General features: G+C 71.5%; 25 protein-coding genes. 13 read left to right on the forward strand and 12 right to left on the reverse strand.

Translation table 11 applies throughout. The features are described 5' to 3' along the window. Positions 1–209: 209 nt before the first annotated feature. The 3 genes from ACFW22_RS28835 to ACFW22_RS28845 are packed head-to-tail and all read left to right on the forward strand — an operon-like array spanning position 210 to position 2,205. Positions 210–1,085: a helix-turn-helix transcriptional regulator gene (locus ACFW22_RS28835; RefSeq protein WP_386409937.1), complete on the forward strand. Its 876-nt coding sequence runs from the start codon at positions 210–212 to the stop codon at positions 1,083–1,085. Then, a complete protein-coding gene (locus ACFW22_RS28840) occupies positions 1,086–1,352 on the forward strand; it encodes a DUF397 domain-containing protein (protein WP_386409939.1) in 267 nt (88 codons plus the stop codon). A gap of 46 nt (positions 1,353–1,398) precedes the next feature. Continuing rightward, a complete protein-coding gene (locus ACFW22_RS28845; protein ID WP_386409941.1) occupies positions 1,399–2,205 on the forward strand; it encodes an SAM-dependent methyltransferase in 807 nt (268 codons plus the stop codon). Positions 2,206–2,265: 60 nt separating this feature from the next. On the opposite strand, the gene ACFW22_RS28850 is transcribed toward ACFW22_RS28845, so the two are convergent. Together ACFW22_RS28850 and ACFW22_RS28855 are read right to left on the reverse strand one after the other, a co-directional pair. Then, positions 2,266–4,173, reverse strand: a complete 1,908-nt coding sequence (locus tag ACFW22_RS28850) for a M64 family metallopeptidase (RefSeq protein WP_386409943.1) — start codon at positions 4,171–4,173, stop codon at positions 2,266–2,268. A 73-nt stretch (positions 4,174–4,246) separates the two neighbouring features. Continuing rightward, on the reverse strand, positions 4,247–5,590 hold the full coding sequence (locus tag ACFW22_RS28855) for a 6-phospho-beta-glucosidase (RefSeq protein WP_386409945.1): 1,344 nt from the start codon (positions 5,588–5,590) through the stop codon (positions 4,247–4,249). Between the two features lie 146 nt (positions 5,591–5,736). On the opposite strand from ACFW22_RS28855, the gene ACFW22_RS28860 reads away from it, so the two are divergent. Then, positions 5,737–6,183, forward strand: coding sequence for a YchJ family protein (locus ACFW22_RS28860; RefSeq protein ID WP_386409947.1), 447 nt, complete (start codon positions 5,737–5,739; stop codon positions 6,181–6,183). 25 nt (positions 6,184–6,208) lie between these two features. Here ACFW22_RS28860 and ACFW22_RS28865 read toward each other — a convergent pair whose 3' ends face one another. The 3 genes from ACFW22_RS28865 to ACFW22_RS28875 form a co-directional block, all read right to left on the reverse strand. Then, entirely contained in the window at positions 6,209–8,206 is a 1,998-nt protein-coding gene (locus ACFW22_RS28865; protein ID WP_386409999.1) for an MDR family MFS transporter, read from the reverse strand. Between the two features lie 183 nt (positions 8,207–8,389). After that, a complete protein-coding gene (locus ACFW22_RS28870; protein ID WP_221518607.1) occupies positions 8,390–8,584 on the reverse strand; it encodes a hypothetical protein in 195 nt (64 codons plus the stop codon). 692 nt (positions 8,585–9,276) lie between these two features. Continuing rightward, a complete protein-coding gene (locus ACFW22_RS28875; RefSeq protein ID WP_386409949.1) occupies positions 9,277–9,966 on the reverse strand; it encodes a cysteine hydrolase family protein in 690 nt (229 codons plus the stop codon). Between the two features lie 55 nt (positions 9,967–10,021). On the opposite strand from ACFW22_RS28875, the gene ACFW22_RS28880 reads away from it, so the two are divergent. The 4 genes from ACFW22_RS28880 (at position 10,022) to ACFW22_RS28895 (ending at position 13,818) form a co-directional block, all read left to right on the forward strand. After that, a complete protein-coding gene (locus ACFW22_RS28880; RefSeq protein ID WP_386409951.1) occupies positions 10,022–10,534 on the forward strand; it encodes a PadR family transcriptional regulator in 513 nt (170 codons plus the stop codon). Between the two features lie 71 nt (positions 10,535–10,605). Further along, positions 10,606–11,739, forward strand: a complete 1,134-nt coding sequence (locus tag ACFW22_RS28885) for an IS630 family transposase (RefSeq protein ID WP_386409953.1) — start codon at positions 10,606–10,608, stop codon at positions 11,737–11,739. Positions 11,740–11,760: 21 nt separating this feature from the next. After that, complete coding sequence (ligD, locus tag ACFW22_RS28890; protein ID WP_386409955.1) at positions 11,761–12,783, forward strand: non-homologous end-joining DNA ligase; 1,023 nt, start codon at positions 11,761–11,763, stop codon at positions 12,781–12,783. A gap of 123 nt (positions 12,784–12,906) precedes the next feature. Continuing rightward, a complete protein-coding gene (locus tag ACFW22_RS28895) occupies positions 12,907–13,818 on the forward strand; it encodes an alpha/beta hydrolase (protein WP_386409957.1) in 912 nt (303 codons plus the stop codon). 233 nt (positions 13,819–14,051) lie between these two features. On the opposite strand, the gene ACFW22_RS28900 is transcribed toward ACFW22_RS28895, so the two are convergent. After that, positions 14,052–14,714 (reverse strand): TetR/AcrR family transcriptional regulator, encoded by a 663-nt coding sequence (locus tag ACFW22_RS28900; RefSeq protein WP_386409959.1) that lies wholly within the window; start codon positions 14,712–14,714, stop codon positions 14,052–14,054. A gap of 140 nt (positions 14,715–14,854) precedes the next feature. On the opposite strand from ACFW22_RS28900, the gene ACFW22_RS28905 reads away from it, so the two are divergent. Continuing rightward, on the forward strand, positions 14,855–15,106 hold the full coding sequence (locus ACFW22_RS28905) for a WhiB family transcriptional regulator (protein WP_386409961.1): 252 nt from the start codon (positions 14,855–14,857) through the stop codon (positions 15,104–15,106). A gap of 75 nt (positions 15,107–15,181) precedes the next feature. Here ACFW22_RS28905 and ACFW22_RS28910 read toward each other — a convergent pair whose 3' ends face one another. From ACFW22_RS28910 to ACFW22_RS28925, 4 genes are all read right to left on the reverse strand, one after another. Continuing rightward, positions 15,182–16,156: an acyl-ACP desaturase gene (locus ACFW22_RS28910; protein WP_386409963.1), complete on the reverse strand. Its 975-nt coding sequence runs from the start codon at positions 16,154–16,156 to the stop codon at positions 15,182–15,184. A 490-nt stretch (positions 16,157–16,646) separates the two neighbouring features. After that, positions 16,647–18,320, reverse strand: coding sequence for an ABC-F family ATP-binding cassette domain-containing protein (locus ACFW22_RS28915; RefSeq protein ID WP_386409965.1), 1,674 nt, complete (start codon positions 18,318–18,320; stop codon positions 16,647–16,649). Positions 18,321–18,569: 249 nt separating this feature from the next. Further along, positions 18,570–18,986, reverse strand: coding sequence for an SsgA family sporulation/cell division regulator (locus ACFW22_RS28920; RefSeq protein ID WP_386409967.1), 417 nt, complete (start codon positions 18,984–18,986; stop codon positions 18,570–18,572). 264 nt (positions 18,987–19,250) lie between these two features. After that, complete coding sequence (locus tag ACFW22_RS28925; RefSeq protein ID WP_386409969.1) at positions 19,251–19,760, reverse strand: (4Fe-4S)-binding protein; 510 nt, start codon at positions 19,758–19,760, stop codon at positions 19,251–19,253. A gap of 84 nt (positions 19,761–19,844) precedes the next feature. Here ACFW22_RS28925 and ACFW22_RS28930 point away from each other — a divergent pair, with 84 nt between their 5' ends. After that, positions 19,845–20,936 carry a WD40/YVTN/BNR-like repeat-containing protein gene (locus ACFW22_RS28930; protein WP_386410002.1) on the forward strand — a complete coding sequence of 364 codons (1,092 nt, stop codon included), beginning with the start codon at positions 19,845–19,847 and terminating at the stop codon, positions 20,934–20,936. A 41-nt stretch (positions 20,937–20,977) separates the two neighbouring features. Here ACFW22_RS28930 and ACFW22_RS28935 read toward each other — a convergent pair whose 3' ends face one another. Beyond that, the gene (locus ACFW22_RS28935; protein ID WP_386409971.1) at positions 20,978–21,277 is read right to left on the reverse strand and encodes a YciI family protein; all 300 of its coding nucleotides are present in this window, start codon (positions 21,275–21,277) and stop codon (positions 20,978–20,980) included. 90 nt (positions 21,278–21,367) lie between these two features. Here ACFW22_RS28935 and ACFW22_RS28940 point away from each other — a divergent pair, with 90 nt between their 5' ends. The 3 genes from ACFW22_RS28940 (at position 21,368) to ACFW22_RS28950 (ending at position 22,756) form a co-directional block, all read left to right on the forward strand. Continuing rightward, positions 21,368–22,063 (forward strand): endonuclease V, encoded by a 696-nt coding sequence (locus ACFW22_RS28940; RefSeq protein ID WP_386409973.1) that lies wholly within the window; start codon positions 21,368–21,370, stop codon positions 22,061–22,063. A gap of 202 nt (positions 22,064–22,265) precedes the next feature. Then, complete coding sequence (locus tag ACFW22_RS28945) at positions 22,266–22,394, forward strand: hypothetical protein (RefSeq protein WP_386409975.1); 129 nt, start codon at positions 22,266–22,268, stop codon at positions 22,392–22,394. Continuing rightward, positions 22,391–22,756, forward strand: a complete 366-nt coding sequence (locus tag ACFW22_RS28950) for a VOC family protein (protein WP_386409977.1) — start codon at positions 22,391–22,393, stop codon at positions 22,754–22,756. The genes ACFW22_RS28945 and ACFW22_RS28950 overlap by 4 nt, the downstream gene beginning before the upstream one ends. Before the next feature lie 51 nt (positions 22,757–22,807). Here ACFW22_RS28950 and ACFW22_RS28955 read toward each other — a convergent pair whose 3' ends face one another. Then, positions 22,808–24,013, reverse strand: coding sequence for a saccharopine dehydrogenase family protein (locus ACFW22_RS28955; protein WP_386409979.1), 1,206 nt, complete (start codon positions 24,011–24,013; stop codon positions 22,808–22,810). Positions 24,014–24,095 lie beyond the last annotated feature (82 nt).

Consider the following 24,095-nt stretch of genomic DNA (forward strand, 5'->3'; position numbering starts at 1 on the left):
GTTCCTCACAACAGTGGGCAGGACTGCCGTACGGCGCTGTCGCCGTGGCGCGGGAGCGCACGGCGGCAGCGTGTACTGGTTCACCGGAACACTGTCCTCCTGACTCGGACACTTGGCAAGTGGCACTCTGAAAATTGCAGAGTGCCTTGTTCTCTCTGGAGCGGCTTCGTGGCACACTCGTCGAAACGGTGCGTCGGGGAGGTCTGAGAGTGAGCGAGCCGCGGTCCGCCCCGACGGTGGGACAGGTCGTCCTCGGAAGGCGTCTGCAGGACCTGCGCGAGCGGGCCGGCATGAAGAGGGAAGAGGCGGCCAAGGTCCTGCGGGTGGCTCCGGCCACCGTTCGGCGGATGGAGACCGCCGAGGTGGCGCTGAAGATCCCTTACGTGCAACTCCTGTTGAAGGAGTACGGGATCACGGACTCCGAGGCGGAGGGCTTCATCGCCCTTGCGGAAGAGGCCAACCTCCCCGGCTGGTGGCAGCGGTTCCACGACGTGCTGCCCGGCTGGTTCTCCATGTACGTCAGTCTGGAGGGGGCGGCCAGCCTCATCCGGGCGTACGAGCCCCAGTTCGTCCCCGGTCTGCTCCAGACCGAGGAGTACGCCCGCGCCATTCTGCGCAGCGGGGCGGTCGGTGGCGGCAGCGACGCCGTCAAGGACGAGGACACCGAGCGCCATGTGGCCCTGCGGATGGAGCGCCAGTCCCTGCTGACCAGGGACGATGCTCCGAAGTTCTGGGTGATCATGGACGAGACGGTGTTCCGCCGACCGGTCGGCGCCGGGCCCGAGGTGATGCGCGACCAGCTCGACCGGCTGCTCGAAGCGTCCGAGTTGCCGAACGTCACCCTGCAGATCGCGGAGTTCGCGTCCGGCCACCACCCCGGCACCTACGGACCGTTCGTCCTCTTCCGCTTCGCCATGCCCGAACTCCCGGACATGGTTTACAGCGAGTACCTGACCGGCGCCGTCTACCTCGACGCGCGTCCCGAGGTGGCTTCCCACCTGGAGGTCATGGACCGCATGGCGGCGCAGGCCGCGACTGCACAACGCACGAAGGAGATCCTCCGGGACCTCCGCAAGGAGCTGTGAATGGATCGCATATACAACGGCATGCCCGCCGCTGAGCTCGGTGCCGAGGGTTGGCACAAGCCGTGGAGCGGCGGGAACGGGGGCAACTGCGTGGAGGCCATGAAACTGGCCGACGGCAGGGTCGCCGTGCGACAGTCCGCAGACCCTGAAGGACCAGCGCTCATCTACACCCTCGGGGAGATCGCCGCTTTCATCCAGGGAGCGAAATCCGGTCAGGCCGACTTTCTCCTCACCGGCCCCTTCCACCCAGCCCCCAACGTCGCGTAACTCTTGCTGTAGCACCACCCGTTCAACCCCGACCAGGAGAGAGCCGATGCCCCAGGAACCCGCATCAGTCCGGATCGACACCAGCAAGCCGCATCCGGCGCGGATGTACGACTGGTTCCTGGGTGGCAAGGACAACTATCCGGTCGACGAGGAGATGGCCCGCCAGCTGCTCACCGTCGACGCGCGGGGCCGGGACATGGCCCGCGTCAACCGGGCCTTCATGCACCGGGCCATCCGCTGGCTCAGCGCCCACGGCGTCCGGCAGTACCTCGACATCGGCACGGGCATCCCGACCGAGCCCAACCTGCACCAGATCGCGCAGCAGGCCGCGCCGGACTCCCGCATCGTCTACTGCGACAACGACCCGATCGTGCTCGCGCACGCGGCGGCCCTGCTGCGCTCGACCCCGGAAGGGGCCACCGAGTACATCCAGGCGGACGCCCGTGAGCCCGAGGTCATCCTCGAAAGGGCCGGAAAGGTCCTTGATTTCGACCAGCCCATCGCCCTTTCGATGCTCGCCCTGCTGCACTTCGTGGGGGACGAGGACGGTGCCTACGACCTGGTCTCCAAGATCGTCGAAAAGCTCGCGCCGGGCAGCTACCTCGTCCTCTCCCACGTCACCGGGGACTTCGACCCCGAGGGCGCGGCGAAGGCGAGCGCCATGTACAAGGCGCGCGGGCTGACCCTGCGACCCCGCTCGCGCGACGAACTGGCCGCGTTCTTCGACGGCCTGGAGTTCGTCGAGCCCGGGGTCTCGCTCACGGCCGAATGGCATCCGGAGCTGGGCGAGCCCGTCCCGGTCCAGGGCGACGACCCCATCCCGGGGTGGGCCGCGGTGGCCCGCAAGCCCTGACCCGCTCCGTACCGCCCGCACGGACGGGGCCCGCCCCTCGGGGGTGGGCCCCGTCCGCGTCTACGGCTCCACCAGCGTCACCAGGAAGCGGTGCGCCCCGCTCACGTTGCCGGCGGCGTCGACCGTGCGGTACTCGATGGTGTGGGTGCCGTACTCCGGTGTCGCGTCGTCCCACGGCACCGCCCGGCTCCGGCCCAGCTTCCCGTACACGAGACCGTCGATCACGGTCCCTCCCGGAGAGAAGCGGAACGGCGCCCCGGCGTCCGTCGGCCAGCCGTAGTAGGTGTACCAACCGTCACCGTCCACCCGGAACTGGCTGACCACCACGCCCCCTTGGTCGTCCTGCGCCGCCAGCCGCATCGTGAACGCCCCGTCGTAGACGTACTCCACCGGCCGTCCGGGACGCCGCACCGTGCGCAGCGGCTCGGACAACTCGTACCTGACCGTGGCGGGGCGGGCGTCCACGGTCCACGTCAACTCCTCGTCCGCGCCCGCCAGACGGGCCGTGAGCAGGTGGGTCCCCGGTGTGATCCGCAGTGAACGAAGGTCCAGATCGCGATCGTTGCGGCCGTGCGTCGGCACGGGACGCCCGTCCAGGAGCCACTGCACGGCGGGGGTGGCGTCCACGGTGTGGGTGGTGTCCGCGTGGACGACGCTCCGGGCGCCGACGGGCCGGCCGAGCGGGGTGTGGCCGGTGAACGCGGCCCCGGTCGGCCCCGGCGTTCCGGTGCGCTTCCGGGGCGTGGTCAACGAGGGGTCCACCGTCCAACGGACCGTTCGGGTCAGCGCCGCCGATGCGCGCACCGCCGGGTCGCGGACGAAGGGCGTCGGATCGACGACCGTCGCCGTCAGGGTGTGCTCGCCGGGAGCGATCCGCAGCCCCCGCAGGTCGACCGTGCGCGCCCCGCGGGTGTCCAGGACCCGTCCGTCGAGGCGCCAGGTCACGTCCAGTGCGCCGCCCACCGGGTGCAGGGTGTCCACCCACACCGTGCGGTCCGCCCCGATCGGCACCGCATTCGGGGCGTGGTCCTGCACCAGGTCCACCTTCGCCGCCACCGCCCGGACCATCACCTCGCGCTCCACCTGGTCGAAGGCGTAGCCGAGGGTCTTCATGAGGGAGTGACGGCTCGGACGCCACACGCCCTCCGTGCTGTACAGACCGCCCTCGTGGCGGCCGATGGTCCCGCCCGATTCGCTCTCCTCGCCGAGCCAGCGCCACCACTTGGCGCGTTGCTCCCGCAGCTGCTCCTCGCTCAGCAGCGTGTGGTGCGCGGAGGAGGGCTCGGGGCCTTCGTACGCCTCTCCGGGGACACCGCGGGCGTAGTAGTCGTACTCGTCCTGGAGGCCGCCGAGGGAATGCCCTATCTCATGGGGGGTGATGAGCGAGGAGAGCGCGTTGCCGCCGGAGGCCGTGGCGTAGCTCCCGCCCGCGCCGCCGTAGGTGGAGCTGTGGGCGAGGGCCACGATCTGGCGGTTGGCGCGGCTCGTGCCCGGAACGAGGTCGGCGAGCGCGGCCGCCTTGCGGCCGTCGACGGTCAGGAGCCGCTGCACGCCGTTGGGGTTGCAACCGCCCCAGAAGGCCATGTCGAGGGCGGTGTCGCGGGCGGGAGAGGTGAGCCCGGGGTCGCAGTCCACGCCCGATTCGGCCGAAGGGACCTCCACCGCCCACACGTTGACGTAGGAGCGGTACGAGGCGAAGGGTTCGACGCTCCACAGGGTGCTCAGGTGCCGTGCCAGGTCGGCCCGGAAGGCGGGCATCTCGGCAGCGGTGTAGCCGTCGCCCATGAAGACCAGGTTGAACCGCCGATCGGCCGGTCCGGTGGTCTGCACGGCCACGACGGCCGGACCGTCGGCGGTCGTGGGCGTCTCGGCGGCGGCCGGCACGGTTCCCACCAGGCCGGCAGCCAGCAGGCAGAGCACGGCGAGGCGGGTCACCGCACGTCGGACCCGCGTGCGCTGTGAGGTCATGGGGGGCGAGCCTAGGTCGCACTTCCCGCCTCGTAAAGTCGTTCGTCAGCCGTGTGTTCGTCCGTCGGTCATCTCAGCTTCGCAACCAGTCCAGTCCCGGGTGAACGGCCGCGTAGCCCTCGACGAGCCGGCGGGCCACCGCCACCGAGTCCACCAGGGGGTGCAGCGCGAAGGCCTTGACGGCCGTTGCCCGGGAACCGCTGTCCACCGCGGCCAGCACCTCCCGCTCGACCGCCTTCACGGCGGTCACCAGACCGACGGCGTGCTGGGGCAGCGGAGCCGTCGACACCGGGTGGGCGCCGTTCGCGTCCACGAGGCACGGCACCTCGATCACGGCGTCCGCGTCGAGCACGGAGAGCGTCGAGCCGTTGCGCACGTTGAGGATCAGCGTGGTCCGCTCGTCCCGGGAGACCGCCCGCATCAGTGCGAGCGCCACCTTCTCGTAGCCGCCCGATTCCAGGTCCTGCTCGTCGCGCTCTCCCGTCCCGGCCGCTTCCCGGTTGGCGGCCATGTAGGTCGCCTCCCGGTCGGCGAGCGTGCGCCGCCAGGCGGTCAGGGCCGGAGTGTCGGGTTTGCCCATGTCCCGGTAGAAGGAACCCTGCTGGTCGCGCAGATAGGCGCCCCGGGTCCGTTCGGCCGATCGGTAGGCGTGGACGGCCTCCCGGTTGAAGTAGTAGTAGTGCAGGTACTCGTTGGGGACCGCGCCCAGCGAGCGCAGCCACTCCGGGCCGAAGAGCCGGCCCTCCTCGAAGGAGCCCAGGGCCTCCTCGTCGGCGAGCAGCTCCGGCAGCCGGTCCTTGCCGTCGACCCGTAGGCCCCGCAGCCAGCCGAGGTGGTTGAGGCCCACGTAGTCGATCCAGGCCTCGTCCGGGTCCGCGTCCAGGAGGCGGGCGACCCGGCGCCCGAGGCCCACGGGGGAGTCACAGATGCCGATCACCCGGTCGCCGAGCACCCGGGACATCGCTTCGGTGACCAGACCGGCCGGGTTGGTGAAGTTGATGACCCAGGACTCCGGGGCGAGTTCGGCGATCCTCCGGGCGACGTGCAGTGCGACGGGCACGGTCCGCAGGCCGTAGGCGATGCCGCCCGCCCCCACCGTCTCCTGTCCGAGCACGCCTTCGGCCAGCGCGATCCGCTCGTCGGCCGCCCTTCCGTCGAGTCCGCCGACCCGGATCGCGGAGAACACGAAGTCCGCCCCGCGCAAGGCCTCGTCCAGGTCGGTCGTCGCGGTCACCGCCGGTGCGTCCGGCACCCCCTCCGCCTGGTCCGCGAGGACCCGGGCGATGGCCGAGAGTCGCCCCCCGTCGAGATCGTGCAGGGTGACGTGGGTGACCCGCCCCTCGGCGCGGTCGCCGAGGAGTGCGCCGTACACCAGCGGCACCCGGAATCCGCCGCCTCCGAGAATCGTCAGTCGCATGCCCGTACGTTACTCGGGAGCGGCTCCCGAACAGCGGGATTCCGTGCCGCCGTCCGTCCGGGCGTCCACATTCCGGGCACGGTTCCCGGTGTGCGGCCGCGTGCGGGGAGCCCCGTCGGGGGTCTTCGGTGGGGGACAATGGCGCCATGTCCCGACGCAAGACCCGCCCCCGTACGTCCCCGGTCGCCGTTCCGCCCGCCGTCACCGCGACCTCGCCCTGCCCCTGCGGCCTCGACGCCGCCTACGGCGCGTGCTGCGGCCGGTTCCACACGGGGGGCGGTGGGGCGGCTCCGACCGCGGAGCTCCTCATGCGCTCCCGCTACAGCGCCTTCGTCGTGCGGGACGAGGCGTACCTCCTGCGGACCTGGGCGCCCGGGACGCGGCCGGGGGAGGTCGACTTCGACCCGGGGCTGCGCTGGGCCGGCCTGGAGATCGAGGAGACCACCGAGGGAACCCCTTTCCACCAGCACGGCACCGTCACCTTCACGGCCCGCTACGTCCACGGCGGCGAACCGGGCTCCCTGCACGAGCGGAGCCGCTTCGCCCGTCACGAGGACGCTTGGGTGTACGTGGACGGTGACTTCATCGCCTAGCGGTGCGCCCCGCGGGCGCGTCGGCTCAGCGCGCGCCGGCCCCCGCCGTCGCCCGGGTCGCCGGGAGGCCGTTCGCGAGGTCCTCGGCGACGATCTTCTTGGCAATGGCGTCCGTCGCCACCCGCAGCTCCGGTCCGCTGGGCCGGCCGCGCTCCTGGGCGATGACGTCGGAGAGCCAGGCGCCCCAGGCACGGGTGATGACCTCGGCCTCACGCTTGCCCGCGGCCGTGTGGGAGAGCAGATTGCCGTCGCGGGTGAGGAAGCCCTCGTCGACCATCCGGTCGAAGACCGGCAGGAGCACCTCCGGCGGCACCCGCCGCCCGGCCGAGATCAGGCCGAGGCTGGCGTGCCCGACGGTCCGGGTGAAGAGTTCGACCTGCATCACCGCCCAGGCCCCCGCAGTGTCCAGCCGGGTGTCGGACGCGGCGACGATGCGCCGGATCGTGGCCAGGTCGGTGCGGCGCAGGATCCGGCCGACGGACAGTTCGAGGAGCTGCTCCGAGTCGCCGGTCGCCGTGGGGGAGCCGAAGCCCTCGCCCATGTCGGGAGCGGCGGCCCGCGCCGAGTCGCGGAGCGTCACCTGCTTGAGGAAGAGGGCGACGACGAAACCGACCGCGGCGACCGGCACGGTCCAGAGGAAGACGGTGTGGAGGGTGTCCGCATAGGCCTGCACGATCGGTTGCGCGACCCCCTCCGGGAGTTGGTGCACTCCCGTCGGGCTCTGCGCGGCCTTCGCGATCCCACGGGGGTCGATGCCCAGGCCGTCGGCGACGGCGGCGGCCTCGCTGACGCCCCTCGTCAGGTTGGGCCCGAGCGAGTTGGTGTAGATCGTTCCGAAGACCGCCGTGCCGAAGGAACTGCCGAGGGTGCGGAAGAAGGTGACGCCCGAGGTGGCCGTGCCGAGGTCGGCGTAGTCGACGGTGTTCTGCACGGCGATGGTCAGGACCTGCATGCACAGGCCGATGCCGACGCCGAGGACGAACATGTACAGCGACTCCAGCCAGGTGCTGGTCTCCGGCCCCATCAGGGAGAGCAGGAACAGTCCGGCGCCCATCACCAGGCAGCCCACGATCGGGAAGACCCGGTACCGGCCGGTCTTGCTGACGACGTTGCCGCTGAAGACGGACGCGATGAGCAGGCCGACGACCATGGGGAGGGTACGGAAGCCGGACACGGTGGCCGAGTCCCCGTCGACGTACTGCAGGTAGGTCGGCAGGAAGGTCATCGCGCCGAGCATGGCGAAGCCGACCACGAAGCTCAGCACCGAGCAGACCGTGAAGACGGGATTGCGGAACAGCCGCATGGGCAGCATGGGTTCCGGCGCCCGGGTCTCCACCCAGCAGAACAGGGCCAGGGCGAGGAGGCCGCCGAGGAAGAGGCCGATGATGACGCCGGAGCCCCAGGCGTACTCGTTCCCGCCCCAACTGGTCGCCAGGATCAGGGCACTGGACCCGGCCGCGACGAGCGCGATGCCGGTGTAGTCGATGACCGGGCGGCCGGCGGAGCGCACGGAGGGGATCGTGCGGGCGGCGGCGATGACGACCAGGATCGCGATGGGGACGTTGACGTAGAACGCCCAGCGCCAACTGAGGTGGTCGGTGAACAGGCCGCCGAGGAGCGGTCCGATGACGGTCGAGACGCCGAACACCGCACCGATCGCGCCCTGGTACTTGCCGCGTTCGCGCAGTGGGATCACATCGGCGATGAGCGCCATCGAAGTGACCATCAGCCCACCGGCACCGATGCCCTGGAGGCCGCGCCAGACGATCAGCAGCGTCATGTTGGTGGCCAGTCCGCACAGGAACGAGCCGGTGATGAAGACGACCGCGGAGATCTGGAAGATCAGTTTGCGGCCGAAGAGGTCGCCGAACTTGCCGACGAGGACGGTCGCGACCGTTTCGGCGAGCAGGTAGGCGGTGACCACCCACGACATGTGGGCGGCGCCGCCGAGGTCCGAGACGATCGTGGGCAGGGCGGTGCCGACGATCGTCTGGTCGAGAGCGGCGAGGAGGACGCCCAGCATGATCGTGCCGAAGATGATGTTGCGGCGTCGGCCGTCGAGCACGGGCGGCTCGGGCGCGGCCGAGGGCTTGGGTGCTGCGTCGCTGGTCAAGGTCACTCTCGCAGCGTCACACCGCCCCTGTCCTCCTGCATGCGGGGACGGCCGGACAGGTGTACCCGGCGGCCCGGAGGAGGGCCCGACCGGTCAGGGGGTGACGGGCAGGCGGGGGTGGTGCTTGGCGAGGATCTTGTTGGCCCGTGCGAGCGCGGCGAGTGCGTGTTCGCGGTCCGCCCGGTCCTCGGCGCACAGCGGCCCCCGGAAGCGGTACACCTCGCGCGCCGCACAGTCCGCGTCGACCTCGGCCTGGAGGACGTGCAGGGGCAGGCAGGCGCCGATCATCGCGGCCACGCTGTCGGGGATCGGGACGGGAACGAGGCGCGAGGGCGAGGTGATCACGGGTCAGTCCTAGTCGGTCCGGAGAGGTTACGGAAGGGGTTCGTCTCCATACGTACCGGATGGCGGTGCGGGTTCCGGTACGGCGGTGTCGCGGTCGGGCAACGGCGGACCGCTCGGCCGGTCGCCCGCACCGGCCGCGGAGGGGCGCACCGCACGGTGCCGCCGACCGGGTGCGGGGACGTTCGCGCAGGTGCGAGGGGTGGCCGGTCGTGCCCGTGGAGCACGCCGCCACCCCGAATCGTCCAAGGGTTCGAGCGATGCCTTGCCGCTTCTGTGCTTCGCGGCCGGGAGCGGGCGTCGCGGAATGTGCGGCATCTCACGTTGTGGCGCCCGAGGCTTCGGTGTCACCGGAGACCGGTGCCCCTCTGGCGGAAGACCTCCGTCGGGTCGTACGGGACGGGCTCGTCCACCGGTCCGTCACCGCAGGACTCCGGCGTCCGGTCCGGTCGCCACCGTTCGAAGCGTGCGGCACGGCGGAAGCGGTCCCCTTGTCTGTGGTCGTAGCCGACCTCGCAGGCCCGCTCCGGGCGGAGGGCGATCAGGGAGGGGGCCTTGCCTGCTCGACCAGTGGCTCGGGGCGCCCGGAAGCCGCGCCGTTCGGTGTGCGGGGGATGGCGGCGCGACCTAGTGCCGCATCAGGTAACGTTCGCCCGCGCCTCGTCCTGTGATGCAGGTGCGGCTGCGGTCAGTCGGTTGGTAACCTCTTCGGCGGTCAGAACGAGCGCGAAGCCCTTGCGCAGGACGGCGAGTTCGGGTTCGTGCCGGGACTCGTCGTCGGTGGCTGTGACGTCGGATCCGAAGACGACCTTGTAGCCGCGTTCGTATGCCTGCCGGGCCGTGGTGCCACAGCAGTAGTTGGTGAGCGTTCCGGTGACGATGACCGTGTCGCGGCCGAGATTGCGCAGCATTGTGTCGAGCGGGGTGTCGTAGAACGCCCCGTAGGAGGGCTTGCGGATCACGGCCTCGTCGAGGCGGCGGCCCATCGGGGCCCACACCTCGGCAGGGCCTGGTCGGCGCCACTCGGTGTCGGCGTGCGGGAGGAACTGCAGGGCGTGTGGCCGGTCCAGACCGAGATGGGTGTCATCGAAGATGGTCCAGATCACCGGAACCGAGGCGCCCCGGCATTCTTCGACCAGTTGCTGCAGCCGTGGCGCCATCCGAGTGGCCGCGGGCACCCAGTAGGGACTCCAGCCGGGCCGGACGAACTCATCCTGCATGTCGATGACCAGCAGCGCTGTCCGTTCGGGCCGTACGCCGAACGATGCCCGGCCGCGCTCGTAGGCGTCACGCGCTCGCATGGTCACCCATTCCTCGGTGTACGTCATTCTCGCCTCCTGCATCGATTCGAGGTACCTCGTTTCGATGTGCGAGAGTAGCAGCATGCTCGAACTCGCGATCCTGGGATTCCTGGCCGAGAAGCCGTTGCACGGCTATCAACTACGCCACCGCATAGCTCAGTTGTCTGGTCACGCTCGGCCGGTCAGCGACGGCAGCCTTTACCCGGCGATCAATCGGCTGGTCAACGCCGGACTGCTCGCTCGGCAGACCGAACCGGGCGCTTCGGCCGCTCGGCGGCACACCCTGAGCCTGACCGACGCCGGCCGCTGCGAGCTGCTGCGCCGGCTGCGGGATGCCAACGGCCTGGACATCACCGACAGTACCCGCTACTTCACCGTCCTGGCCTTCCTCTCCCACCTGCCCGACACCGCTGACCAGCACGCGGTACTGCGCCGCCGACTGGAGTTCCTCGAACAGCCGGCGAGCTTCTTCCACGACGGTGACCGCCCACTGGGTGCCGACGACACTGACGACCCCTACCGGCGCGGCATGCTCACAATCGCCCGTGCCACCAGCCGCGCGGAAAGGTCCTGGCTTCGGGAAGTGTTGGCCTGACACGGGCACCACCAGCAGGCACCTCTCCCGTTCTCAACCCGGACGCCTCCACTTCCCGAGAGACTGTGCGGGTGGCAGAGCCAGTACGGGTCCGCGAGATCGATGACGACGAGGGGCAGCGCCTGCTGCGGATCATCCGCCGGGGCACCGGCTCGGTGGTGACCTGGCGGCGGGCCCAGGTGGTGCTGCTGTCCGCGCAGGGCATGCCCGTGGCGAAGATCGCCGAGGTGACCTTCACCAGCGACGACCGGGTCCGGGACGTGATCCACAACTTCAACGCCGACGGCTTCGGCTCCCTCTACCCCAAGTACAAGGGTGGCCGACCGAGGACTTTCACGCTGCCCAAGCGTCGTGAGATCAAGAAGATCGCCAAGTCCAAGCCGACCGAGCACGGCCTGCCGTTCTCGACGTGGAGCCTGGCTAAGCTGGCAGAGTTCCTGGTCGCCGAGGGGGTGGTCGACGACATCAGCCACGAGGGCCTGCGGGTCCTGCTCCGCCAGGAGGGCGTCTCCTTTCAACGCGTAAAGACCTGGAAGACCTCCCGTGACCCGGACTACGCCGCCAAGAAGGCCCGCGTCGAGCACCTCTACGCAATCGCGGACGGCGAGGTCATACCCGAGGACGGCGAGCCCGAAGTCGTCTTATGCCTAGACGAGTTCGGCCCGCTCAACCTCCAGCCTCACCCTGGGCGGCAGTGGGCCGAGCGCGGCGGGAAGCACAAGAACCCCGACCGCGAGCCGAGGCCCCGCCGACGGGCGACCTACACCCGCCCACACGGGGTCCGGCATCTGTTCGCCGCCTACGACCTCGGCAAGGACAGGCTCTACGGCCACATCAAGCCGAAGAAGAACCGGACGAGATTCCTGGAGTTCTGCCGCTACCTGCGCAGCCTCTACCCGCCGAAGATCCGCATCGCGATCGTGCTCGACAACTTCTCCCCGCACCTGACCACGAAGAAGGACAGCCGGGTCGGCGACTGGGCCGCAGCCAACAACGTGGAACTCGCCTACACGCCGACCAACAGCTCGTGGCTGAACCGCATCGAGGCCCAGTTCACCGCCCTGCGCTACTTCACCCTCGACGGCACCGACCACGCCAGCCACAAGGAGCAGGGCAGCATGATCCGTCGCTACATCATCTGGCGAAACCGTCACGTTGACGATCAACGGCTACGAGCTGTGGTCGACAGGGCGAACGTTGCCTGATGCGGCACTAGGCTGACCGCCATGGCGGGCGAGGTGGTGGAGCTGCGGGTCGGTGATCGGACCGTACGGGTTTCGCACCCGGACAAGCTGTACTTTCCCGAACCCGGCTACACCAAGCTGGACCTGGTCCAGTACTACCTGGCGGTGGGGGAGGGGATCACCCGGGCCCTCGGGAACCGTCCCACCACCCTGGAGCGCCATCCCGACGGGATCGGCGGCGAGTCCTTCTTCCAGAAACACGCTCCGAAACACCTGCCGGACTGGATCCCCACGGCCCGCGTCACCTTCCCCAGCGGCAGGTCGGCCGACGAGATCTGCCCCACCGAAATCGCCGCGGTGCTGTGGGCGGTGAACCTCGGAGCCGTCACCTTCCATCCCTGGCCGGTGCGCCGCGACGACACCGACCACCCCGATGAACTCCGCATCGACCTCGACCCGCAGCCCGGCACGGACTACGCCGACGCGGTCCGCGCCGCCCATGAGCTCCGCGCGGTCCTCGACGAGCACGGATTGCGCGGCTGGCCGAAGACCTCGGGCGGCAGGGGGCTCCACGTCTTCGTTCCGATCGTCCCCGGCTGGACGTTCACCGAGGTCAGGCGAGCCGTGATCGCCTGTGGTCGGGAGCTGGAGCGGCGGATGCCGGAGCGGGTCACCGTCGCGTGGTGGAAGGAGGAGCGCGGGAAGCGGATCTTCGTCGACTACAACCAGGCCGCCAGGGACCGCACGATCGCCTGCGCCTACTCGGTGCGTTCCCGTCCCCGTGCACCCGTGTCGGCTCCGCTGCGGTGGGAAGAGGTCGACGACGTGGTGCCGCGCGACTTCGACATCAAGACGATGCCGGTCCGGTACGCGGAGGTCGGGGACGTCCATGCGGACATGGAGGGCGAGCGGTTCGGTCTGGAGTCGCTGCTCGACCTGGCCCGACGGGACGAGAGGGACCGTGGCCTGGGGGACCTGCCGTATCCGCCGGAGTATCCGAAGATGCCGGGCGAGCCGAAGCGGGTGCAGCCGAGTCGGGCGAAGCGGACGCCGCCGCGGGGGTGACGGCCCCGGGAGGGGGCGGGGCGTCTCCGGCCGGAGGCTTCCGCCCTCCTGTCGGCGAACTGAAACAACACGAACGATCGTGCTAGCATTTTTTCAAGCCCAGGACGACCGAGGAGATCCGGCATGTACCCCATGGCACCGCTCATTCGCCCCGCCCTGAACGTCGCCGCCCGCATCGTCCCCGGCCCGGCCGGCCGCTGGGCCTTCCAGCTCTTCGTCCGTCCCCTGGGTCGGGCCCGGCTGAAGCCCGGGGAGCGGGCGCTCCACGACGCGGCCCGCACCGACGTCCTCCGGGTCGGCGAGAAGGAAGTGGTCACCTATGCCTGGGGCGACGGCCGGCGCCCCGTCCTCCTCGTCCACGGCTGGTCCTCGCGGGCCTCGCGCCTCGGGGCCTTCGCGGAGGAACTCCTCCGCCGCGGCTACAGCCCGGTCGCCTTCGACGCCCCCGGGCACGGTGACTCCACCGGCCGGGCCAGTAACATCCTCGAATACCGTCGGATCATCCGGGAACTGCACGCCCGGCACGGCGACTTCGAGGCGGTCGTCGCCCATTCCTTCGGGGTCCTCGCCTCCCTCTTCGCCCTCCGCGAGGGCGTCCGGACGAACCGCTTCGTCGGGCTCGGTGGCGTCGGCTCCTTCGAGATGCTCCTCGCGGGCTTCCAGGCCGGCCTCGGCGTGGACGATCGGGTCGTCGGGCGGATGCGTGCCCATGTGGAGGAGGTGCTCGCCCCCGACGAGCCGGGGGTCTGGGACCGCTTCGGCGCGGACCGTGCACCGGAGGAACTGGGCGCGCCCGTCCTGCTGTTCCACGACGAGGGCGACGACATGGTTCCCCCGGCCCAGGCGCGGTTCCTCGCGCGGGCCCATGGCGACCGGGCCCGGCTCGTCGTGACCCGGGGCCTCGGCCACCGCCGCATCCTCACGGACCCCGAGGTCATCGCCGAGGCCGTGGAGTTCGTGACGTCCGCTTCCGGCTCCGTGGCGGAGCCCGAGAACGAGGTCGCCGGGGGAGTCCTCGGCCCGGCGGGACGGTGAGCGGAGCGCGTCCCGTGCGGACCGGTGGACCGCCGGCCGTGGGGGTGCGCTCGTGACGGAGGTCCTCCGCCGCTGCCCCGGCGGAGTCGCGGACGGTCCGACCGGGTCGCACGGGAGACGGGCCGGGGCCCGACGTGCGCCGGCCGGGCGGACGGGGCCGGGGCCCTACCCCGAGGCGCTGGGCCCCGACTTCCGACCCCGCCGCGGAAAGGGGAGGCCGGAACCGCTGGCCCTCAGGCCGGGTCGTCCAGCTCTCCTCGACCCCGTTCCGTGGCCGAGGAGAGCAGCCGGGCCGCAATGCCCCGCTCGGCCCGCTCGTAAGCGCCGGGGTCGCCGAACAGCACGGACTGTGCGTTGGCCGCCTCCATGAGGGCGATCACCTCGAACGCGAACTGCTCCACGTCGAGGTCCTCGTCGAGTTCGCCGACGGAGCGCGCCTCCGTCAAGGCGTCCTCCACGTAGGCGATCCAATCGCGGCGGGCCTGTGCCACGGCGTCGTGGACCGGACCCGTGCGGGCGTCGAACTCGGCCGACACCGCGTAGAAGAAGCACCCTCCCGAGAAGACCCGCTCCGAGGAGTACGCCAGCCAGTTCCGGCACAGTGCGCGCACGCGCCGTGCACCCGGCGGAAGTTCCTTCAAGGGGGCGACGACGCGGTCGGCGAAGACGGCGACGGCGGCCCGGACGGTGGCGAGTTGGAGTTCCTCCTTGGAGCCGAACAGGGCGAAGACCCCGCTCTTGCTCAGCTCCAACTCGGTTGAGATCCGTCCCAGGGACAGCCCTTCGAGCCCTTCCACCGAGGCGATGTCCATCGTTCGACCCAGGACGAGGCGCCGCGTCTGGTTGCCCCGCTCCACCCGTCCGTCGGTCTTGGTCCCGGTGCTGCTTCCGCTCATGACCCCATCGTACTGAACGAACGGCCGTGCGGACATCTTCGCGGGGGAGTGGGCGCTCCCGTCCGGGCCGCGACCCGGAGGTGTCCGTCATTGATCGAACGTTGATGGCGCGTTTACGACGCTTCGGCAGGCTGTCGGTCATGCAGACGGACATCGACGTGCTGACCGCCCCCGACCTCTCCTGGCGTGAGAACGCCCTGTGCGCCCAGGCCGGTCCGGAGTTCTTCTTCCCGGCCCCCGGCTCGTCGACGCGGGAGGCGAAACAGTTGTGCGGGGCGTGTGAAGGGCGCGTGGCGTGCCTGGAATACGCGCTGGCCCACGACGAGAGGTTCGGGGTGTGGGGCGGTCTGTCCGAGAAGGAGCGGGGGAGGCTCAGGCGGCGGAGCGGTTGAGCCGGTCCGCCCTCCGCCCGCGGCCCCGTTGGGGGCGGAGGGCGGAGGGCGGTGAAGGCGTCGTCCCGGAGCGGCTCAGCCGGCCGCGCGGGCGGCCATGCGTGCCTTGCGGGCGGCGAGCTTCTCGTCGAACTTGCTCGCCTCGCTGTCCAGTCCGTTCATGTACAGCCCCAACTCCTCCTGTGCGCGCAGACCGTCCGGGCCGAGGCCCTCGATCTGGAGCACCTTGAGGAAGCGCAGTACGGGCTCGAGGACGTCGTCGTGGTGGATGCGCAGGTTGTAGATCTCGCCGATCGCCATCTGGGCGGCGGCCCGCTCGAAGCCCGGCATCCCGTGCCCGGGCATCCGGAAGTTGACCACGACGTCCCGCACGGCCTGCATGGTCAGGTCGGGGGCGATCTCGAAGGCCGCGCCCAGGAGGTTGCGGTAGAAGATCATGTGCAGGTTCTCGTCGAGTGCGATGCGGCTGAGCATCCGGTCGCAGACCGGGTCCCCCGACTGGTGGCCGGTGTTGCGGTGTGAGATGCGGGTGGCGAGCTCCTGGAACGAGACGTACGCCACGGAGTGCAGCATCGAGTGCCGGTTGTCCGACTCGAAGCCCTCGCTCATGTGCGCCATCCGGAACTGCTCCAGCTTGTCCGGGTCGACGGCGCGCGAGGCGAGCAGGTAGTCGCGCATCACGATGCCGTGCCGCCCCTCCTCGGCGGTCCACCGGTGCACCCAGGTCCCCCAGGCGCCGTCGCGGCCGAAGAGGCTGGCGATCTCGTGGTGGTAGCTCGGGAGGTTGTCCTCGGTGAGCAGGTTGACCACGAGGGCGATCTTGCCGATGTCGGTGACCTTGGACTGCGACGGCTCCCAGGCCTCGCCGTCCTCGAAGAGGCCGGGGAAGTTCCGGGCGTCGGACCAGGGCACGTACTCGTGCGGCATCCAGTCCTTGGTGACCTTCAGGTGCCGGTTGAGCTCCTTCTCCACGACCTCTTCGAGTGCGTAGAGCAGCCGTGCGTCGGTCCACCCTGTCGAGCTGCCGAGGGAGGGAGAGGTGAGCGTCACGGGAACTCCTGGGGACGGAGAGGGGCATACGGGCGTACCTACGGATTCGTAGGTTACGAGACCGTAGGTTAAGGCCCCATAAGGCGTCGACCAAGCCCGCCTTGGTGATGTCCGATTACGTTCCGTTATGTTCGCTGCTCCGGGGTGTGGCAGGAGACCCAGGTCACGTCCGGGGCGGCCGTCGAAGGGGGTGCGGTCGACTACGCAGCGCAGATCTCCCGCTGTTCGGAGCAGGTGATCGGAGGCGCCGTCTCCGCTGACGTGAGCGGCGCTCGCGGCGCCCCCGTCGGAGCGGTGGTGCACCCGCCGGGGGCCGGGTCCCGTGCCGGCCGTGCGCTGATCCCCGTCCCCGTCGCCGCGCCCGTCGCCGTGGGCGCGAAGCGGGCCGCTCGCCCCCGCTCCCGACCGGTGCGGCACCTCTCCCTTCCGTGCCGCACCGTTGAGGGGCGTCGGGCGTCGGGCGTCGGGCGTCTCCGGCGAGGCGCCGGCGTCAGGCCACCGGCAACTCCGAAGCCTCGCTCCGGCGCGGGTCCGCGGTCATTTCCCGCACCTCTTCCGGAGTCGTCGGCCGCAGCTCGCCGTCGAGCAGCAACCAGCGGGTCATCCCCAGGGACTCCAGGAAGGCCACGTCGTGGCTCGCCACGACCAAGGCGCCTTCATAGGCGTCGAGGGCCGCCGCCAGCTTGCGCACCGACGCCATGTCGAGGTTGTTCGTCGGTTCGTCCAGCATCAGCAGCTGTGGCGCCGGCTCTGCGAGCAGCAGGGCGGCGAGCGTGGCCCGGAACCGCTCCCCGCCGGACAGGGTGCCGACGGGTCGGTCCGCCCGGGCGCCCCGGAAGAGGAACCGTGCCAGCCGTGCCCTGATCGCGTTGCCCGTCGCCGCGGGCGCGAAGCGGGCCACGTTCTCCACGATGCTCAGTCCGTCGTCGAGCACGTCGAGCCGCTGGGGCAGGAAGCGGAGCGGAACCCGGGCCGTCACCTCGCCCGACAGCGGTTCCAGCTCGCCGGCGACGGTTCGGAGCAGCGTCGTCTTCCCGGCCCCGTTCCGCCCCACCAGGGCGATCCGTTCCGGGCCGCGCAGCTCGAACGCGCCGCCCACCCGAGCTCCGTGCCGCAGCTCCAGGTCCTTCAGGTAGAGGACCTCGCGCCCCGGCGGAACCGAGGTGCGGGGCAGCTCGATCCGCACCTCGTCGTCGTCCCGCACCGCTTCCACGGCCGCGTCGAGCCGCTCCTTCGCCTCCGAGAGGCGCTCCGTGTGCAGCGTGCGCTGCTTGCCCGCCGTGACCTGCGCGTCGCGCTTCCGCCCGTTCGCCACGATCTTGGAGGCGACCTTGTTCTCGAAGCTCTTCTGGCCGTACCGCTTGCGACGCGCCGACCTCACCTGCGTGTCGGCCAACTCGCGCTTCTGTCGCTGCACATCGGCCTCGGCGACCCGCACCATCCTTTCTGCCGCCTCCTGTTCGGCGGCGAGCGCCGCCTCGTACGCGGACCAGTTGCCGCCGTACCAGGCGACCGTCCCGTCCCGCAGGTCGGCGATCTGGTCGACCCGTTCGAGGAGTTCGCGGTCGTGGCTGACCACGAGCAGCACTCCGGACCAGTCCTCCACCGCCTCGTACAGGCGGGCACGGGCGTGCAGGTCCAGGTTGTTGGTCGGCTCGTCGAGCAGCAGTACGTCGGGCCGCGCGAGCAGCAGTGCGGCGAGGCGCAACAGCACCGATTCGCCGCCCGAGACCTCGCCGACGGTCCGGTCCAGGCCGATGGAGTCGAGCCCGAGCCGGTCGAGCGCGGCCCGGGCCCGCTCCTCCACGTCCCAGTCGTCGGCGAGGGCCGTGAAGTGCTCCTCGGAGGCGTCGCCCGCCTCGATCGCGTGCAGGGCGGTCCGCTTGGCGGCGATGCCGAGGATCTCGTCGACCCGTCGTGAGGTGTCCAGGACCAGATCCTGGGGCAGGTAGCCGAGCTCTCCGGTGACCCGGACCGTGCCGGCCGCGGGGGTCGACTCGCCGGCGATCAGCTTCAGGAGGGTGGACTTGCCGGAGCCGTTCAGTCCGACGATCCCGGTGCGGCCGGGGCCGACCGAGAGTCGGAAGTCGTCGAACACCTGGGTGCCGTCCGGCCAGGAGAAGGAGAGCGAGGAGCAGGTGATGAACGTGGGGTGATGTGCCATGGAGGCCTCCCGGATCGCGTGGGTGCAGAAGAGGGCAACGCGGGAGACACCGGGGCGCGGGCAGCAGGGAGAACGGCTCGTACGCCGAGGTCGAGAACGGCACACGCGGCACGAGGGGCACGCGCGGCTCGGTGTCTCGCAACCTCAGACGAGCAACGTCCTTCTCCGATCGGGTGACGACAAGGTCAGGACCGACCGTACGGTCCGGTCCGGGGAACGGCAAACGAATTAACCTCGGCCGGGGTCCTGCTACGACTGGCCGCGGAGCAGTTCCAGCAGGTCCTGGTCCCAGTCCAGGTACTGGTGCTCCCGGCCGGCCGGTACCAGGTGCTGGGAGCGCTCCAAGAAGCGGCGCAGTTCCGAGGTCCTGACGTGGACCATCGCGACCCCTTCCGGGGCGTGGAACTCGACCACCGTGCGGTCGTACCCGTACGGGCGCAGGCGCACGTCCCCGACGCCGGCCGGACGTTCGACCCCCTGGACGAGGAGGTCGCGCGCGAAGGCCCAGGAGACCTCCACGCCCTCCAGGGTCGCCGGCGGCGGAAAGGCCATGCTCACGGCGTACGGATCCTCACGGTCGTACCGCAGGGTGGCCGGGACGGTCTCCATCCGGGGAGCGGACGCGACCAGACGGGCTTCAACGGCCTGCTCGATGACGGCGGACAAGGCCGGCTCCTCTCACACGGGCTTCGGATCCTGGGCGTCTCCCCGACACCAGGCCCCCTGACACCAGTGAAGACGAGCAAGACAAGCGGAACGTGCATTGGAGCCCCACGTGAGCTGTGTCACCGGGGATTTCGAGGATGTCCGGAGCGGCAGCCGGGGCCGGGAGCCGGGGTGCTCCGGGCAGCGCGTCCGCCGGCCCGGAGGCGGGCGGGGCGGGGGCGCGCACGGCCCTCGCGGAGGTGGTGTCGGCAGGGACCCGTCGGATCAGCGCTCCTCGGGAACGTCATCGTCCGCCTTGCCGCACGGGCCGGAACGGTCGCAGTACGGCTGGTTTCCGGAGGCTCCGCAGGCGCAGAGCACCACCCGTGTCTCGTGCCGGTCCCCGTGCGCCCCCGTGACGATCAGATCGCCCCGGACCACCAGCTGGCCGGAGGGCGTGCGCCGCACCCTGGTGGGGGAGTCCGGTGGCTCGGGCGACGCCTCCTCCGTGCGGTCGCGGTACTGGAGCGCCCCGGACGGGCAGCGGCGGACCACCTCTGCCACCCGCTCGGGCACGGTGGCATCGGGCAGCACCCAGGGACGCCGGGACAGGTCGAAGACCTCCGGCAGGCCGTGGACGCACGCGGCGGCGTGCAGACAGCGGCGCGGCTCGAACGTGACGGTGATGCCCTCGCCCTCGTACTCCTTGATTCCGGGCAGCTCGGGGTCCACGTGCTCCCCGGGTCCGGGACGCCCGGTGGTCACCCGCTCGCGCTCGCCCGTACGGTCCGTCATGCGTTCCAGCCTAGGAAGGCCGGGCCACGGACGCACCCTGGACGGGAGCCGCTCGGGACGCTAGCTTCCGGCGCCATGACGTCCATGGGGAAGACGAGACGAACGATGTCGGTGGGGCTGATCGGGGCGGCGCTGGCGCTGACCCTGGCAGCTCCGGCGCGGGCCGGGGAGACCCCCACGGCCGCGACCGGCTGGCAGCTGACGTCGACCGACACCGACGCCCGCTTCCGCGGGCTCGCGCCGGTCGACCGCAGGACCGCGTGGGCCGCGGGTTCGAAGGGCACGGTGCTGCGCACCACGGACGGCGGCCGGAGCTGGCGCGACGTCTCTCCGCCGGGCGCGGGCGAGCTGGAGTTCCGTGACGTCGAGGCCTTCGACGCCCGCCGGGCCGTCGTCCTCGCCATCGGAGAGGGCGAGGCGTCCCGGGTGCTGCGGACCGAGGACGGCGGTGCGACTTGGACGGAAACCTTCCGCAACGCCGACGCCCGGGCCTTCTACGACTGCATGACCTTCTTCGACCACCGGCACGGGCTCGCGATGAGCGATCCGGTGGACGGGAAGTACCGCATCCTCTCCACCCGCGACGGCGGCAGGTCCTGGCAGGTCCTCCCGAACGCCGGAATGCCGGACGCACTGCCCGGCGAGGCCGGCTTCGCGGCGAGCGGGCAGTGCCTGGTGTCATCGGGGCCGAAGGACGTGTGGCTGGCGACCGGAGGAGGGGCGACCGGGCGCGTGCTGCACTCCGCGGACCGAGGGCTGAACTGGACGGCCACCGAGACCACGATCCCCGCGGGGGAAGGGGCCAAGGGCGTGTTCGCGCTCGCCTTCCGGGACCGTCGGCACGGCATCGCCGTCGGCGGTGACTACCGCAAGGACCAGCCCTCGCCCAGGGCCGCCGCAGTGACGGGTGACGCGGGCCGCACCTGGGCCGCTTCCGCCACCCCGCCGCCCGCCTACCGCTCCGGCGTCGCCTGGCTCCCGCACCGCGGCAGCGCGGCGCTCGCCGTCGGCCCCACCGGCACCGACCTCACCACGGACGGGGGCCGCACCTGGCGCACCGTCGACACCGGCTCCTACGACACGGTCGACTGCACGCCGGACGGCTCCTGCTGGGCCTCGGGGGAGAAGGGCCGGATCGCCCGGCTGGCACGACCCTGGGGGGCGTTCGGGAAGTAGCCCGGTCCGCCCGCAGGCCGTGCGGGAGGCCCGCGCGATCCCTAGGCGGGCAGCTGGTCCCGGTACGCGGAGATCTCGTCGACCGTCTTGGTCGCGTAGAACTCCGTGATCCGGTAGCCACACACGCCCTCGACGCTGAACGGGTCGGCCGCCGCGATCTTCTCGATCTCCGCGCGGTCGACCCCGGCGGCCAGGATGACCCCGCCGTCCCGCGGGTTCTTCCGCCCCGACGCCAGGAACACGCCGGCGGCGTACTGCGCGTCCAGCCACGCGACGTGCGCGTCGAGCAGCGCGTCCACCCGCTCGACGGGGGCGGTGTAGGTCAATTCCAGTACGAACATGATCGCCAGGCTACCCGTCGCACCTCCGGCCCGGGGCGGCGTTCCGGCCCTTGGGAAGGACGTCCGACCGGTCGTAGGGTGATCCGCACCATGGCGATCATCGAGATTCCGGCGGGCTGGCCCGCAGACGAGGGCGCAGCCCGCGCCGTCCAGGAGGAGCTGCGCGGGCGGCTCGTGCGCGACGAGGAGGGGCCGACGGTCGGCGAGGGTCACGTCACGGGCCTCGACGTGGCCTATGACGACGAGCGGGACCTCGTTGCCGCCGCGGCCGTCGTGCTCGACGCCCGGACCCTGGACGTGGTGGAGGAGGCCACGGCGGTCGGCCGGGTCTCCTTCCCCTACGTCCCCGGGCTCCTCGCCTTCCGGGAGATCCCCACCCTGCTCGCCGCGCTCGACGCCCTGGCCGCCGATCCGGGCCTGCTGGTCTGCGACGGCTACGGCCTCGCGCACCCCCGCCGCTTCGGGCTCGCCAGCCATCTCGGGGTGCTCACCGGGCGGCCCTCGATCGGCGTCGCCAAGAATCCCTTCGCCTTCACCCACGCCCAGCCCGGCCCCGAGCGCGGTGACGCCGCCCCGCTGCTGGCCGAGGGCGAGGAGGTCGGCCGGGCCCTGCGCACCCGGACCGGGGTGAAGCCCGTGTTCGTGTCGGTGGGCCACCGGGTCTCCCTCGCCCGCGCCTGTGCCCACACCCTCCGTCTCACTCCCCGCTACCGGATCCCGGAGACCACCCGGCGGGCGGATTCCCTCTGCCGCCGCGCCCTCAAGGAAGCGTCGGGGGAGCTCTGAACGGAGCCGCAGGACGGACGTGTCCACCCGGAACGGCACGCTCGGCCCGGGCCCTTCGCCCCGGAAGCGTGCCGCCGCGGCCAGGTCGCGCGACGGACGGGCCCCACCGGGCACGATCCGTTCGGATGCCCAGTTCGCACGGGGCGAGTTGAGTACCCGTACGGATACCGGTCCGCAGCCCGGGGCGGGCAGGGTGGGGTGCATGACAGCACCCCTTCCCGTCCGGCCGCACGGCCACGACCGAGGCCCGGACCCGAGCGTCTCCGGACCGTTCGACCCGGCCCGGTTCCGTGCCCTCCCGTACGTCCTCGGCACCGGGGCCACCGGGTGATCGGGCGACTGCGCGGCATCGTCCTCGACTGCCCCGACGCCCCTGAACTCGCCCGCTTCTACCGAGGGTTGATTGGCGGTGAGGTGGAGGAGAGCGATCCCCGGTGGGCCGTCGGCGGAGGGTCGGTGGTCCTGCGCGGCGCCAGCGGACCGGTCCTCGTCTTCCAGGGCGTCGCCGATCACAGCCCACCCGTCTGGGGCGCCCCGGAGCAGCAGTTCCACCTCGACGTGCGGGTCGACGACCTGGCCGCCGCCCACGAGGCCGTCCTCGCCCTCGGGGCCGTACCGCTCGACGGCGGGGGCGGCGGGGCGCGCGTCTACGCGGACCCGGCGGGCCACCCCTTCCGCCTCGTGCGGCCCTGAGGGCTCGGTCCCTCGCGGCTCCGGCGACGGGGGACCGGCGGTCGGGGCGGGCTATCCCCGGTGTGCCACCCGGAAGCGGATGCCCGCCGCCCGCAGCCTGTCGATCAGCGCATCGCCCATGGCCGTCGCCGTCGTCACTTGACCGGCCGTCTTCGGGAGCGGGTCGAAGGCCAGGCAGAGGGCCGACTCGGCGAGCATCCTGGCCGTCTCGTCGTAGCCGGGGTCGCCGCCCGACACCTCCGTGAAGACCCGCCGTCCGCCGCCCTCCCCCACGAACCGCACGGAGAACCAGCTGCGGGCGCGCCGCTCGGCCGAGGGTCCCTGCCCCGCGGCGTAGCGCTCCGTCAACCACGAGCGGACCGGGGCGAGCTGCGCGACCGCTGCGGTCGCGCCGGCGACTGCGGCGCCCCCGAGGGCCATCGGAAGCGTCTTCACGGAGGCGTAGTGGCGATAGCGGAAGTCCGGCCCGTACCGTTCGAGTGACGCGGCCGAACGGGCCACGACCCGGGGGTCGAGCGTCGGGAGCGGCAGCGCCCAGGTGCCCGTCTCCCGGCTGAACCTCGGTCCGCCCAGCGGCGCCCGGGCCCGGCGACCCACCAACCGCGGCTCGTGCAGGCGCCGTTCGCGTGCGGCCCGCAGCACTTCCCGGCCCCGGCCGAGTACGGTCAGGGCGGACGCGAAGGTACCGCCGGAGAAGGCGGCACCGACCCGGACGAAGCCGTCGATGCGCAGCGGCACGCCCTCCGGCAGCTGGTGGACGGTGAAGTGCACGCCCAGGTCGTGCGGGACGGAGTCGAAGCCGCAGGCGTGCACGATCCGCGCGCCGGTCTCCCGGGCCCGTCCGTCGTACCGGACGAACACGCGGTCCACGAACTCGGTCTCGCCGGTCAGGTCCAGGTAGTCCGTGCCGGCCTCCGCGCAGGCGGCGACCAGCCCTTCGCCGTACCAGACGTAGGGGCCGACGGTGGTCGCCACCACCCGGGCGGACTCGGCCAGGGCGCGCAGCGAGTCCGGGTCGGCCGAGTCCGCGAGGAGCAGGGGCAGGGCGGCGAGGTGCGGGCGCCCGGCGGCGAGCCGGTCCCGCAAGGCCTCCAGCTTGCCGATGCTGCGCCCGGCGAGTGCCCAGCGGCACTCCGGCGGGGCCTGCTCGGCCAGGTACTCCGCGGTGAGCTCGCCCACGAAGCCGGTCGCCCCGAAGAGCACCACGTCATACGGTCTCGCGCCGGTCTCGCGCCCCACGCCCGCCCCTGTCTCCATCAAGCCCCTCGTTTCGGCCGTACCGCGCCGCCGAGCGCGGTTGTCGTCGGCGGAGGATAGCGGAAGTCCCGGACTCCGCATT

Origin of the sequence: Streptomyces sp. NPDC058872 (assembly GCF_042743065.1) — a bacterium.
Taxonomy (GTDB): domain Bacteria; phylum Actinomycetota; class Actinomycetes; order Streptomycetales; family Streptomycetaceae; genus Streptomyces.

Excerpts from the sequence above, each read along its gene's own strand:
- ACFW22_RS28940 (WP_386409973.1), top strand. The coding sequence starts at position 21,368 with ATGGCGATCATCGAGATTCCGGCGGGCTGGCCCGCAGACGAGGGCGCA.
- ACFW22_RS28840 (WP_386409939.1), top strand. The coding sequence starts at position 1,086 with ATGGATCGCATATACAACGGCATGCCCGCCGCTGAGCTCGGTGCCGAG.
- ACFW22_RS28850 (WP_386409943.1), bottom strand. The coding sequence starts at position 4,173 with ATGACCTCACAGCGCACGCGGGTCCGACGTGCGGTGACCCGCCTCGCC.
- ACFW22_RS28905 (WP_386409961.1), top strand. The coding sequence starts at position 14,855 with ATGCAGACGGACATCGACGTGCTGACCGCCCCCGACCTCTCCTGGCGT.
- ACFW22_RS28870 (WP_221518607.1), bottom strand. The coding sequence starts at position 8,584 with ATGATCGGCGCCTGCCTGCCCCTGCACGTCCTCCAGGCCGAGGTCGAC.
- ACFW22_RS28875 (WP_386409949.1), bottom strand. The coding sequence starts at position 9,966 with ATGACGTACACCGAGGAATGGGTGACCATGCGAGCGCGTGACGCCTAC.
- ACFW22_RS28880 (WP_386409951.1), top strand. The coding sequence starts at position 10,022 with ATGCTCGAACTCGCGATCCTGGGATTCCTGGCCGAGAAGCCGTTGCAC.
- ligD (WP_386409955.1), top strand. The coding sequence starts at position 11,761 with ATGGCGGGCGAGGTGGTGGAGCTGCGGGTCGGTGATCGGACCGTACGG.
- ACFW22_RS28925 (WP_386409969.1), bottom strand. The coding sequence starts at position 19,760 with ATGACGGACCGTACGGGCGAGCGCGAGCGGGTGACCACCGGGCGTCCC.
- ACFW22_RS28945 (WP_386409975.1), top strand. The coding sequence starts at position 22,266 with ATGACAGCACCCCTTCCCGTCCGGCCGCACGGCCACGACCGAGGCCCG.
- ACFW22_RS28895 (WP_386409957.1), top strand. The coding sequence starts at position 12,907 with ATGTACCCCATGGCACCGCTCATTCGCCCCGCCCTGAACGTCGCCGCC.
- ACFW22_RS28915 (WP_386409965.1), bottom strand. The coding sequence starts at position 18,320 with ATGGCACATCACCCCACGTTCATCACCTGCTCCTCGCTCTCCTTCTCC.
- ACFW22_RS28935 (WP_386409971.1), bottom strand. The coding sequence starts at position 21,277 with ATGTTCGTACTGGAATTGACCTACACCGCCCCCGTCGAGCGGGTGGAC.
- ACFW22_RS28930 (WP_386410002.1), top strand. The coding sequence starts at position 19,845 with ATGGGGAAGACGAGACGAACGATGTCGGTGGGGCTGATCGGGGCGGCG.
- ACFW22_RS28855 (WP_386409945.1), bottom strand. The coding sequence starts at position 5,590 with ATGCGACTGACGATTCTCGGAGGCGGCGGATTCCGGGTGCCGCTGGTG.
- ACFW22_RS28900 (WP_386409959.1), bottom strand. The coding sequence starts at position 14,714 with ATGAGCGGAAGCAGCACCGGGACCAAGACCGACGGACGGGTGGAGCGG.
- ACFW22_RS28860 (WP_386409947.1), top strand. The coding sequence starts at position 5,737 with ATGTCCCGACGCAAGACCCGCCCCCGTACGTCCCCGGTCGCCGTTCCG.
- ACFW22_RS28955 (WP_386409979.1), bottom strand. The coding sequence starts at position 24,013 with ATGGAGACAGGGGCGGGCGTGGGGCGCGAGACCGGCGCGAGACCGTAT.
- ACFW22_RS28845 (WP_386409941.1), top strand. The coding sequence starts at position 1,399 with ATGCCCCAGGAACCCGCATCAGTCCGGATCGACACCAGCAAGCCGCAT.
- ACFW22_RS28865 (WP_386409999.1), bottom strand. The coding sequence starts at position 8,206 with ATGCTGGGCGTCCTCCTCGCCGCTCTCGACCAGACGATCGTCGGCACC.